The sequence below is a fragment of the Nocardia tenerifensis NBRC 101015 genome (assembly GCF_000308715.1).
Lineage (GTDB): Bacteria > Actinomycetota > Actinomycetes > Mycobacteriales > Mycobacteriaceae > Nocardia > Nocardia tenerifensis.
Genome location: NZ_BAGH01000176.1, coordinates 1 through 11,929 on the forward strand (window position 1 = coordinate 1; position 11,929 = coordinate 11,929).

Annotated in this window: 11 protein-coding genes; 4 read left to right on the forward strand and 7 right to left on the reverse strand. The window is 69.9% G+C overall.

The window, feature by feature from the left end; all coding sequences use genetic code 11:
- Nucleotides 1-733: 733 nt before the first annotated feature.
- Nucleotides 734-1,852, reverse strand: a complete 1,119-nt coding sequence (locus tag ON39_RS14055) for a BTAD domain-containing putative transcriptional regulator (RefSeq protein WP_040734394.1) — start codon at nt 1,850-1,852, stop codon at nt 734-736.
- Nucleotides 1,853-2,138: 286 nt separating this feature from the next.
- On the opposite strand from ON39_RS14055, the gene ON39_RS14060 reads away from it, so the two are divergent.
- Complete coding sequence (locus ON39_RS14060) at nt 2,139-3,143, forward strand: acyl-ACP desaturase (protein ID WP_040734395.1); 1,005 nt, start codon at nt 2,139-2,141, stop codon at nt 3,141-3,143.
- Nucleotides 3,144-3,146: 3 nt separating this feature from the next.
- Here ON39_RS14060 and ON39_RS45880 read toward each other — a convergent pair whose 3' ends face one another.
- Together ON39_RS45880 and ON39_RS14070 are read right to left on the reverse strand one after the other, a co-directional pair.
- Nucleotides 3,147-3,836, reverse strand: coding sequence for a DUF998 domain-containing protein (locus ON39_RS45880; protein ID WP_157195461.1), 690 nt, complete (start codon nt 3,834-3,836; stop codon nt 3,147-3,149).
- 8 nt (nt 3,837-3,844) lie between these two features.
- Nucleotides 3,845-5,014, reverse strand: coding sequence for a lipase family protein (locus tag ON39_RS14070; protein ID WP_040734397.1), 1,170 nt, complete (start codon nt 5,012-5,014; stop codon nt 3,845-3,847).
- A gap of 224 nt (nt 5,015-5,238) precedes the next feature.
- Between ON39_RS14070 and ON39_RS14075 the strand changes: the two genes are divergently transcribed.
- Nucleotides 5,239-6,792 carry a phytoene desaturase family protein gene (locus ON39_RS14075; protein ID WP_040734398.1) on the forward strand — a complete coding sequence of 518 codons (1,554 nt, stop codon included), beginning with the start codon at nt 5,239-5,241 and terminating at the stop codon, nt 6,790-6,792.
- Nucleotides 6,793-6,796: 4 nt separating this feature from the next.
- Here the strand turns inward: ON39_RS14075 and ON39_RS14080 are convergent, their stop codons facing one another.
- Genes ON39_RS14080 through ON39_RS14090 form a run of 3 tightly spaced genes read right to left on the reverse strand, consistent with a single transcriptional unit; the run spans nt 6,797 to nt 8,663 of the window.
- Nucleotides 6,797-7,780 (reverse strand): zinc-binding dehydrogenase, encoded by a 984-nt coding sequence (locus tag ON39_RS14080; protein WP_040734400.1) that lies wholly within the window; start codon nt 7,778-7,780, stop codon nt 6,797-6,799.
- 11 nt (nt 7,781-7,791) lie between these two features.
- Nucleotides 7,792-8,214: an organic hydroperoxide resistance protein gene (locus tag ON39_RS14085; RefSeq protein WP_040734402.1), complete on the reverse strand. Its 423-nt coding sequence runs from the start codon at nt 8,212-8,214 to the stop codon at nt 7,792-7,794.
- Between the two features lie 2 nt (nt 8,215-8,216).
- On the reverse strand, nt 8,217-8,663 hold the full coding sequence (locus ON39_RS14090) for a MarR family winged helix-turn-helix transcriptional regulator (RefSeq protein WP_040734410.1): 447 nt from the start codon (nt 8,661-8,663) through the stop codon (nt 8,217-8,219).
- Nucleotides 8,664-8,915: 252 nt separating this feature from the next.
- Here ON39_RS14090 and ON39_RS14095 point away from each other — a divergent pair, with 252 nt between their 5' ends.
- Nucleotides 8,916-9,710 carry an SAM-dependent methyltransferase gene (locus ON39_RS14095; protein WP_040734404.1) on the forward strand — a complete coding sequence of 265 codons (795 nt, stop codon included), beginning with the start codon at nt 8,916-8,918 and terminating at the stop codon, nt 9,708-9,710.
- On the opposite strand, the gene ON39_RS14100 is transcribed toward ON39_RS14095, so the two are convergent.
- Nucleotides 9,707-10,489 (reverse strand): IclR family transcriptional regulator, encoded by a 783-nt coding sequence (locus tag ON39_RS14100; protein WP_040734406.1) that lies wholly within the window; start codon nt 10,487-10,489, stop codon nt 9,707-9,709. The two genes, ON39_RS14095 and ON39_RS14100, sit on opposite strands and share 4 nt — an antisense overlap.
- Before the next feature lie 87 nt (nt 10,490-10,576).
- Between ON39_RS14100 and hutH the strand changes: the two genes are divergently transcribed.
- Nucleotides 10,577-11,929 (forward strand): histidine ammonia-lyase (gene hutH / locus ON39_RS14105; protein ID WP_085998177.1); only part of this gene is annotated, 1,353 nt, incomplete at its 3' end.

Here is an 11,929-nt window from a genome sequence, read left to right on the forward strand (position 1 = left end):
CCGCTAGCCCCCCACGCCCGCCCCACCACCAATCCCGCACTCTCTCTCCGAATCCGCACCCGCTATAGGGGCCTATTGCGAGTGCGGGACCCAATAGAGAGTGCGGCAGTCAGCCAGCGGCCTACCGCCCGCCCCACCACAAATCCCGCACTCTTTCTCCGGCTCTGCACCCGCTATAGGGGCCTAAATCCAGTGCGGGACCCAATAGAGAGTGCGGCGGTGAGCCAGCGCATCTCCGCCGTGCGGGCGCAGCGGCTGTCACTGCGGCCGGGCCCGCGCCGCTAACCCCAAATCGGGCACCCGTCCCCGAATTCGTATCCACTACAGGTGCCTACAGTCAGTGCGGAACCCGGCAAAGAGTGCGGTTGTCAGCCAGCGAGCCGCCCACCACCGATCCCGCACTCCTTCTCCGGACCCGCACCCGCTATAGGGGCCTAAAGCCAGTGCGGGGCCCGATAGAGAGTGCGGCTGTTGGTCAGCACCGCCACCGTAGGCCACTGGTGCCCCGCGGGGTGACGGGGAGCGGCCCGCGGTGAGTGACCGCGGGCCGGGAAGAGAGCGCCGAAACCGACCACCGCCGCGGATTCCCCGCGCTACGGGCAGTGTGCGCGGGGGGCGAGGAACGGGGGTGCAGACGATGTCTGCGGTCTTTCAGGTGTTGACCAGCCGGTCTCGGCTGAGCACTACTCTCGCCGCACTCACCAACGGCCCGCTAACGACGAACCAACGAACCTCAGTCGGACGCGACGAGCGTGAATGTCAGCTCGTAGTCGCCGATCCGGATCACCGCTCCCTCGGTGAGCACCGCGCTGTCCACGACGCGCACCCCGTCGACGAACACCCCGTTGGAGGAGAGCAGGTCCTTGATCAGATAGGCGAGCCCGTTGTGCAGGATCGCCGCGTGGTGCCTGCTGACCTTGCCGTGCTCGAGCACGATGTCGTTGTCCGGCAGCCGTCCGACGCGGGTGACCTTGCCGGTGACGGAGTAGGTCCGGCCGGAGCGCTCCCGCAGGACGGCCGTCTGCTCGCCGGAGTGCTCGACGATCGTGATCGCGCCGAGGGTGGCCGAGGTCTGCGCGCGGCTGTCCACCGGGTCCTGGCGCAGGATGCGCGCTTCGAGCTCGCGGATGGGCGGGCTGGGATCGATGCCGAGCTCGTCGGCGAGGGTCGCGCGCAGCCTGCGGGCCGCGTCGAGCGCGTCGGACTGGCGACCGTCCACGTACAGCGCCGTGATCAACTGCTCCCAAAGTGGTTCGCGCAGCGGGTATTCCCGGACAAGCAGCGCGAGATCCGACACGACGGCCCCGGCGCGGCCCTGCGCGATGTCGGCCTCGGCGCGCGCCTCGATGGTGCCGAGGCGATCGTCGTCGAGCACGGCGGCGTAGGCGTCGGCGAAGCCGAGCCCGCGCAGATCGGCCAGCACCGGCCCGCGCCACTGCGCGAGCGCGCTGGTCAGCAACTCGCCGGCGGTTCGAAATCGCCCCGCGCTCAACGCGAGCAGCCCCGCCTCCCGGCGCGCCCGGAACCGCTGCACGTCGCTGGCCTCCTCGGCCACCGCGACCCGGTAACCGGGGCCGACCTGAGCAAGCACCGCGCGAGCGTCGATTCCGTTGTCGCGCAGGGGTTTACGCAGATTGGACACGATCGTGTGCAGGCTCGTCCTGATGTCGGGCGGCGGGTTGTCCTCCCACACCGCCTGCGCGAGCGCCTCCACCGACACCGGCCGATTCGCGTTGATCACCAGATACGCCAGCACCGCCCGCTGTTTGGGCCCGCCGAGCGCCTGCGCGACGCCGTCGATCGCCAGCTCCACCGCGCCGAGCACGCCGAATCGCGCGCGCACCTCGGTCATCGCTGGACTCCTCACGACAGCATCCCCACTTTGCCTGTGAGCCTACCTAGTGCCTCGTCCAGGAATTTCGGCACGACGTTCCTGGACGAGGCACCAGCGCGCCTAACGATCGGCCGGACGCACACCGGATCGCCCGGGCCGCGGTCGCCGCCACCAGTTCTGGGGGCACCGGTATGGCCAGTTGAATTGCCACCTACGGATCCGTAGGCTCGCGGAGGTTGTCGCGCCGACGGGTCGTCCCGGCCCCGGCGCCTGGGTGAGCCAAAACGACTGAGGGGTAACGCATATGGGGCGAAATCTGACCCAGCTCGAGCTGCTCACGGAGCTCGAGCCGATCGCGGAGGAGAACGTCCACCGCCATCTGTCGATGGCGAAGGCCTGGCACCCGCACGACTACGTGCCGTGGGACGAGGGCCGTAACTTCGCCGCGCTGGGCGGCGTCGACTGGGACCCCGACCAGTCGCGGCTGTCCGAGGTCGCCAAGGCCGCGATGATCACCAACCTGCTCACCGAGGACAACCTCCCGTCGTATCACCGGGTCATCGCGGAGAACTTCTCCCAGGACGGCGCGTGGGGCACCTGGGTCGGCCGCTGGACCGCCGAGGAGAACCGGCACGGCATCGTGATGCGCGACTACCTGGTCGTCACGCGCGGCGTCGACCCGGTCGAGCTGGAGAACGCGCGGATGGCCGCGATGACCACCGGCTTCGATCCGCTGTCGGTCGCCAAGTACAGCACCATCGACCCCAGCGAGGTGCCCGACACCGGCTTCCTGCTCGGCGTCGCCTACGTGACCTTCCAGGAGCTGGCCACCCGCCTCAGCCACCGCAACACCGGCCGGGTGTGCAACGACCCGATCGCCGACAAGATGCTCCAGCGCATCGCCGCCGACGAGAACCTGCACATGATCTTCTACCGCAATATGTGCGGCGCGGCTTTGGATCTGGCGCCCGATCAGGCGATCGAGGCCATCGCGCTCACCCTGATGAACTTCCAGATGCCCGGCGCGGAGAACCCGAACTTCCGCCGCTACGGCGCGCTGATGGCCAAGCACGGCATCTACGACATGCGCCAGCACCTCGAGGACGTGGTGATGCCGGTCCTGCGCATCTGGAAGATCTTCGAGCGCACCGACTTCACCGCCGTCGGCGAGCAGCACCGCGAGAAACTCGCCGACTACCTGGCCAAGTACGAGCGTGACATGCTCAAGTTCGAGGAGCGCCGCGACCGGATCGCCGCCCGCCAGGCCATCAAGCGCGACTCCGCCCCGTTGACCACCACGCTGCGCTGACGCTCAGGCGGACAACCCGTTTCGTCGACTCGTCGCCGACCCGGACGCGACGAGCACGACGACTCCGGTGACGATCCGCCAGACGACGAACGGATCGATGGCCAGGCGCTCGGCGGCGCCCGCGCCGAGACCGAGATGGTTCGGCGCGAGACTGGCGACCATGCCGAACGCGGTGACGGCGATCAAAACCAGAGTCGTTGCGGCGTAACGAGAATGCACGCGGAAGAGGCGGGCGACGATGATCATGATCGCCAGCCCGGACAGCAGCTCCAGGTACGCGCCCGCCGGATGCAACACGGCGCGCAGCTGATTCCCGCCGGGAACCTCGCCCGCGCTGCCGGGAAAGACCCCGACGAGGACCATGCCGACGCAGTTGATCGCCGCCAGCACCGGAATCGACTGCCCGGCAACGGTTTTCGGCAGCAGCGGCACGAGCAGCAGTGCCGCCGCGAACACGAGGACACCGAGCAGCACGAACTCGGCCGACATCAGCGCGTGCCAGGGCGAGCAGATGTAGCGGGGCGTGGCCGCGCCGTATCGCGCCATGTCCCCGAAGCATTCGGGCACGCCGAGGTCGCTGATCATATTGTCGGCCCAGCTGTAGGGGTGGGCCGCGGACCAGCGCCCGCCGACGACCAGCTCGGCGATGTAGTAGGTGACGGTCAGCACCAGCAGGCCCGCACCGGTTCGCACGCGCGCGCTCATCGGCGGCAGGTGGTCGGCGGGACAGGGGCGCCGGCGAAGCGGTCGGTGATCCACCCGGTGACCAGATCGACGCGGGCCCGCCACGCCTCGTGGCCGCCGGGCAGCACGTGGTCGACCAGATCGGTACCGAGACGGCACATCTCGGCCACGGCCTGGTTCCCCCATGCGGTGTCGACCAGATCGTCGTTGTCGCCGCGCGAGATGAACGTCGGAATATCGGTGGCGGCCTTCGGCAGGTTGCCCGCGGCCTCGTAGTCGGCCAGTGTGCTGCGCGCGGCGTCGTCGACGAACTGCGCGGCCGCGGGCGTCGCCGCCTGACCCACCGCGAGATCCTGCAGCGTCGTCTGGCCGGTGCACAGGGCCTCGAGCCGAGGGGCCGCCTCGAGCAGCGGGCCGTGCAGGATCTTGTCGTAGGAGTAGTCCGGGTGCTCGTAGCGGACCGCGGCGACGAGATAGGGCAGCAGCAGGTACTGGCCGACGGTCAGCGTCTTCGCCTGCGCCGCCTCGGCCAGTTCGCTGCGCAGCGCCGGGGAGAGCAGCGCGTCGCCAAGAATCGTCAGCTCGGGCGCGTAGGTCTTGGCGGTCTCGGCCGCCGACTCGGTGGCCCGGCCGCCCTGCGACAGGCCGACCAGCACGACCTCCTTGGTCACCGGCAGGCCGAGCGACTGGGCGGCGCGCACGGAGTCGAGCACGTCGTAGCCCGAGGACTCCGCGTGCAGATACGGCGCGGAGCCGGGGCCGTCGAGGCCCTGATAGTTGGTCATCACCACGGCCTTGTGGCTGTCGAGCAGGTCCGCGACGGTGGTGTCGTTGCCGAACAGCGCGGGCGAGTTCGTCGGGGCGCAGTCGCTGACGACCCCCGAGGTGCCGTGCGCGTAGGCGACCAGCGGCCAACCTCCTTGCGGCGCCGGGCCTTTCGGCAGGTACACCGCGCCGGACACCTCGATGGGCGATTTGTCCGGCGCGGTGGATATGTACCGGATGTAGGTCGCCGACCCGGCCGCCGCCGCGATCCTCGGCCCGCCGTTGGTCAGCGGCCGCTGGGAGAGCAGGGTGCCCGGCGGCTGCGCCGGCTCGTCGGTGTCTGACGTCGAACCACAGCTGGCGGCGGCCAGCACCACCGTCGCGGCCAGCGAAATCCAGGTCAATGCTCGCTTCGGACGCACGATCCATTCGCTCCTTCGACTCCGCCGCGCACCGTTTCGATCCCCGCGTCATCACCTGCCCCGCGTCGCTCTCGGTTCGGCACGGCGTGGCAGTCCAGCAAGATCAGGATGTCTTGTGATCGCGGTCTCCGCACCGGCGAGTGACGGGAATCTCAGTCGGTGCTCGGACCCGCTGTCGGAACTATTCCAGCCCGACCGCGTGGAATCCGTGCTATCGAGGAGGCATGAAGCCGAGGCGGGCGTCGTACGACGTGGTGATCGTGGGTGGCGGGCACAACGGGCTGGTGGCCGCCGCGTATCTGGCGCGGGCCGGGCGGTCGGTGGCGGTGTTGGAGCGGCAGGGGCGGACGGGCGGGGCGGCCGTGTCGGCCAGGGTGTTCGCGGGGGTCGACGCGCGGTTGTCGCGCTACTCGTATCTGGTGAGCCTGCTGCCCCGGCAGATCATCGATGAGCTGGGGTTGTCGTTCGCGACGCGACGGCGGCGGATCTCGTCGTACACGCCGGTGGGGGCGGGCGGGTTGCTGGTCGACACGGGGTCGGCGGAGCGCACGCGGGACAGTTTCGCGCGGTTGACCGGGTCGCCGGCGGATTTCCTTGCCTGGCAACGGTTTTACGCGATGACGGGGCGGCTGGCCGAGCGGGTGTTTCCGACCCTGACGCAGCCGCTGCCGACTCGGGATCGGTTGCGCGAGGTCATCGACGACGAATTCGCCTGGGCCGCACTGTTCGAGCGGCCACTCGGGGAGCTCATAGAGTCGGAGTTCACCGACGACACGGTGCGCGGAGTGGTGTTCACCGACGCGTTGATCGGCACGTTCACCCACGCCCACGATGCGTCGCTACGACAGAACCGATGCTTCCTCTACCACGTGATCGGCGGCGGCACGGGCGACTGGGATGTGCCGGTGGGCGGCATGGGCGCGTTCACCGACGCCCTAGCCGACGCGGCGCGAGCGGCAGGCGCGGAGATCGTCACCGACTGCACCGTGACCGCGATCGAAACCGACGGCCGCGCAGCGGAGTTGAGCTACGCGGACGGCGTGGTCGGCGCGGGCCACGTGCTGGTGAACGCCGCCCCGCACGAGCTCGCCCGGCTGCTAGGCGCGTCGGCGGAGCCGAAACCCGAAGGCGCGCAGTTGAAGATCAATATGCTGCTGCGTCGGCTGCCCCGGCTGCGCGACACCACGGTCGACCCGCGCGAGGCGTTCGCGGGCACCTTCCACATCGGCGAGTCGTACGCGCAACTGGATCGGGCCTACGGCGAGGCGGCGATCGGCCGGATCCCGTCCGCGCCGCCCTCGGAGATCTACTGCCACACGCTGACCGATCCGTCGATCCTGTCGCCGGAGCTGGCCGCCGGGGGTGCGCATACCCTCACCCTGTTCGGCCTGCACACCCCCGCGAAGCTCTTCGCCAAGGATCCGGCTGGGACGAAGGTCGCGCTGGTGAAAGCAACCCTCGCACAACTGGATTCGGTGCTCGCCGAGCCGATCGCCGACTGTCTCGCAATGGACGAGAACGGCGATCCGTGCCTGGAGGCCAAGACCCCGCTCGACCTCGAACAAGAGGTCGGCCTGCCCGGCGGCCATATCTTCCACCGCGACTTAGCGTTTCCGTACCTGGCCGACGACGCCGGGGCGGATCCGGCTGCGCGGTGGGGAGTCTCGACCGGCCACCGCAATGTGCTCCTGTGCGGTGCGGGCGCGGTCCGCGGCGGCGGGGTGAGCGGCATCGCGGGTCACAATGCCGCCATGACCGTCCTCGAACCGCGCCCGTAGCGCGTCAGACGCGCGGGGCCAGCATGACTTTCGCGCTGCGTCCGGGGCTCTCGGTGGCGACCGCCGCGTCGGCGGCCGCGTCCAGCGGGTAGGTGGCCTCGGCGTCCAGCCGCAGCACACCCTGCGCGGCGGCGGTGACCAGCTCGCCGATCAGGCGCCGGCGATCCTCGGCCGAGGTCTCCTCGATCCGCTTCGAACCCCAGAAGCCCTTCACCACAGCCTGTTTGAAGATGACGTCACCCGGGCTCAACGTCATCGGCTGCCCGGACAGGGCGCCGAACGAGATCAGCTCGCCCTTGGGCGCGAGCAAGGCCATGGCGTCGCTCGCCGCGCCGCCGCCCACCTGGTCGACCGCGCGCACGATCGGCGCGCCGGAGGTCGCGGCGACGGCCGCGTCGCGCCAGCCCTCGGCCTCGGTGTCGAACACCGGCTCGAAACCCGCCGCGCGCAGCGCCTGCACCGACTTCGGCCCGCGCACCAGGTTCAGCACGTTGACCCCGCGTTGCCGCGCGAGCACGTTGACGAGCCGGCCGACCGCGCCGTTGGCGGCATTGATCGCGATCCACTCACCCTCGGCCACACCGAGATCCTCGAGCAGCATGAGCGCGCTGAGCGGCATGGCGAGCAACTGGGCGGCGGTCTCGTCGGACACCTCGTCCGGCACCGGCACCACCTGCCCGGCCTTGACGACGAAGTACTCGGCCCACACGTTCTGCGCGCCGGACACCGTAATTCGTTGTCCCACAGTCAATCCGGTGACGCCGGGGCCGAGGGCGTCGATCCGGCCGACGCCCTCGGTGCCCGGAATCGCGGGCAGCGGCGGCTTGTACCCGTACACGCCGCGCACGATGGCGAGGTCGTGATTGTGAATGGGCGCGAGGATCAGCTCGACGCGGACCTCGCCCGCGCCCGGCTCGGGCAGCGGCCGCTCCGCCGTGGTCAGGACGTCCTTGGGCTCGCCGAAAGTCTCGATGGTTACCGCACGCATAGTCGTCTCCTTCAGTCTTCGGCGACAACGACGTCGACGTCGATGTTGCCGCGGGTGGCATTGGAGTACGGGCACACCTGGTGCGCCTTGTCCGCGAGGGCCTGGGCGTCCGCGCGGGACAGATGGGGCAGCGACACCTCGAGGGTGACCGCGAGGCCGAAGCCGCCCGCGTCGTTGGGGCCGATGCCGACCTTCGCGCCGACGGCGGAGTCGTCGATATTCGCCCCGGCCTGCTTGCCGACCAGCCGCAGCGCCGAGTGGAAGCAGGCCGCGTAGCCCGCCGCGAAGAGCTGCTCGGGGTTGGTGCCCTCGCCGCTGCCGCCCATCTCCTTCGGCGCGGCCAGCTCCACGTCGACCTTGCCGTCGGTGGTGCGGGCGTGTCCGTTGCGGCCGTCGCCGGTCGCCAGGGCCTCCGCGGTGTAGAGGATGCGCATGTCTATTCTCCTTCGTTCGATGAGGTCGAGAGGGTGCCGGTGAGCCGGCGCAGCATCGCGCGCAGCGCGGTGAGTTCGTCGGGGGAGAGGCCGCAGGCGGCGGCCATCTCAGCGGGGATGGCCGCCGCCTGGGCGCGCAGTGCGCGGCCGCGGTCGGTCAGCTGGATCTCGACGCGGCGTTCGTCGGCGGCCGAGCGCCGCCGCCGCACGAAACCCGCCGCCTCCAGCCGCTTGAGCAGGGGAGACAGCGTGCCCGAGTCCAGCGCAAGCGCATGGCACACCTCGCCGACGCTACGCCCGTCGCGCTCCCACAGGGCGAGCATCACCAGGTATTGCGGGTAGGTGAGCCCGAGTCGCTCCAGCTTCGGCCGGTAGACCGCGGTCATCGCCCGGGATGCCGCGTACAGCGGAAAGCAGATCTGCTCATCGAGGGTCAGGTGATCGGTCATGTCCAACAAGGTAGTCTACAACTATATTGTGCACAACCGACTGTATGTGTGTTCCCGGTCACCCGCTGGAACGGTCCAAGGTAGAGTGTCGAAGCCCACGGGCTGACGTGAGAAGCGACCTCTGTGCGTTCGGCGGAACACGCGACTCGTGTCCATTTCTGACTGTTCGGTGTTTATGTTCGAATTCACCGACGCGGCCGGTTGGGCGCTTGTACAGTCAGCCGGACGTACCACCTCTCGAGGAGCCGCATCATGGTCCGCGAAAGCGATCGGCTGATCCGCACCGATGTACCGCATTCCGCCAGAATCTGGAATTACTGGCTCGGTGGCCAGGACTTCTACGAAGTCGATCGAATAGCCGGTGAGTCGGGCGAATCGGTGTTTCCCGAAATCGGGATGATGGCGCGGCAATCTCGCCGATTCCTGATCCGGGTGGTGCGCTACCTCGCCGCCGAGGCCGGGATCCGCCAATTCCTCGATGTGGGCACCGGCCTGCCCACCATGCAGAACACCCACGAGGTCGCGCAGGGCGTCGCGCCGGAGTCCAAGATCGTCTACGTGGACAACGACCCGCTCGTGCTCGCGCACGCCCGCGCGTTGTTGATCAATACCACCGACGAAGGCGTCACCGCGCTAATCGAAGCAGATTTCCACGACACCGAGCAGGTCGTCACCGAGGCGCGCAACATTTTGAACTTCAACAAACCGATCGCGGTAATGTTCATGGGCGTTCTCGGGCACGCGAGAACATGGGATGACGTTATCCGGATCACCGGCGCGCTCCAGGAGGCCATTCCGTCCGGAAGCTATTTCGCGATGTACGAGGGCACCACGGAAGATCAGCGCCTCGTTCGCCTTTCGGACTACTACGCGAAAACCGGCGCCGTCCCCTATTACGTGCGCAGTGTCGACCAGGTTCGCGAGGTCTTCAAGAATCTCGACCTCGTCGCGCCGGGCATCGTGCCGGTGAATCACTGGCGCGCCGGCGACGACGCCATGGCCGAGCCGCCGTCGGCCGCGTGGGGCGGCGTCGGCCGCAAGCCCTAACCGGTGCGGCCGCCGATGCGCTGAGTGAGGTGGTCGGCGGCGGCACGGACCCGGGCCGCCAGCGGCGCCCAGTCCGCGGGGCACGGGGTCGCCTCGCAGTGGTGGCGCAGGGTGACGCTGATGGCCGCGATCGGGCGCTTGTTGTGGTCGAAGACGGGGTAGGCGACCGAGGCGAAACCCGGTGTCACATGGCCGTCTTCGCACGCCCAGCCGCGAGTGCGCTCGGTGGCCAGCACGGTGCGCAGCGACGCCAGTGAGTTGGGGCCGCGCTCGGTGCGGCGCACGAACGAGGCCGCCGACGGGAACAGCGCGCGGATTTGTGCGGCGGGCAGGTAGGCCAGGATCGCGCGCCCGCACGCGGTCAGGTGCGCGGGCAGGCGCACGCCGACGCCGGTGACCAGCGTCTCCGGGCGCAACGGGCGCTCCTTGATGAGGTAGAGCAGCTCGTTGCCGTGCAGCACGCCGAGGTGCGCGTTGTGTCCGACCTCCTCGACCAGCTCGCGCAGCAGCGGCCCGGCCAGCCGCTCGAGCGGATCATGGCGCAGGTAGGCCGAGCCGAGTTCGAACGCGGCGATGCCGAGGCCGTAGCGGCGCTCGCTGGGCAGGCGGGTGACGAAACGGGCCGCCTCCAGCTCGCCGAGCAGGTGGTAGGTGGTGGAGCGGGGCAGGTCGAGCTCGCGCGCGATCGTCGAGGCGGAGATGGGTCCGGCTCGCCCCGCGAGTAGCCGCAGCACCGCGAGGCCGCGGCGCAACGCCGGGACATCACTGCTCGTTCCCATGCCATCTCCTCGGCAAGTCTTGGATATCAGACAGATTCGGACCGACCCTCATTCTCCACTGCCCGCCGCGACGGTGGAATGGACCCCATGCCCGACACCGCACAGCTGCCCACCGTGGCCCTCGACGGACCGTTGACCGGGGAACAGGTCGTCGCCGTCGCGCGGCTCGGCGCCGAGGTCCACCTGAGCGCGGCCACCGAGGACCGGCTGGCGCGGGCGCGGGCGCACGTCGACGCGCTGGCCGAGGCGGCGACGCCGACCTACGGCGTCTCCACCGGGTTCGGCGCGCTCGCGACCCGCCACATTCCGCGGGAGAGCCGGGTCGCGCTGCAGCGCTCGCTGATCCGTTCGCACGCGGCGGGTGCGGGCAGGCCGGTCGAGCGGGAGGTGGTCCGCGCGCTGATGGTGCTGCGGCTGCGCACGCTGGCGACCGGGCACACCGGCGTCCGGCCGGAGACGGCGGCCACCCTCGCCGCGCTGATCAACGCCGACCTCACCCCGGTCGTGCACGAGTACGGCTCGCTCGGCTGCTCCGGCGACCTCGCGCCGCTGGCCGCGGTGGCCCTCGCGCTGATGGGCGAGGGGGACGTGGTCGACGCCGAAGGAACCGTGACGGATGCGGCAACGGCATTGCGCGCCAACGGGATCGAGCCCGTCGTGCTCGCCGAGAAGGAGGGCCTGGCGCTGACCAACGGCACCGACGGCATGCTCGGCATGCTGGTGCTCGCGCTGGCCGACCTGCACATGCTGCTCGACGTCGCCGACCTCACCGCGGCCATGAGCGTGGAGGCGCTGCTCGGCACCGACCGCGTGTTCGCCGCCGATCTGCAAGCCCTGCGCCCACATCCGGGGCAGGCCCGCTCGGCGGCGCGGATCGCCGCGGCCATGGCCGGCTCGGAGATCGTGGCGAGTCACCGTGGGCCGGACTGCAATCGGGTGCAGGACGCCTACTCGCTGCGCTGCGCGCCGCAGGTGCACGGCGCGGCCCGCGACACCGTCGCGCACGCCGAACTTGTCGCCGATCGCGAATTGGCCGCCGCCGTGGACAATCCCGTGGTGCTCGCCGACGGCAGGCTGGAGTCCAACGGCAACTTCCACGGCGCGCCGATCGCCTACGTGCTCGACTTCCTCGCCATCCCGGTGGCCGACGTGGCGAGCATGGCCGAGCGCCGCACCGACCGGATGCTGGATGTCGCACGCTCGCACGGGCTTCCGGCCTTCCTGGCCGCCGATCCTGGCGTCGACTCCGGGCACATGATCGCCCAGTACACCCAGGCCGCCGTGGTGAGCGAGCTCAAGCGCCTGGCCGCGCCTGCCTCGGTGGACTCGATCCCGAGCAGCGCGATGCAGGAGGACCACGTCTCGATGGGCTGGTCGGCCGCCCGTAAGCTGCGCACCGCGGTGGACGGGCTGACCACCGTGCTCGCCGTCGAATATCTC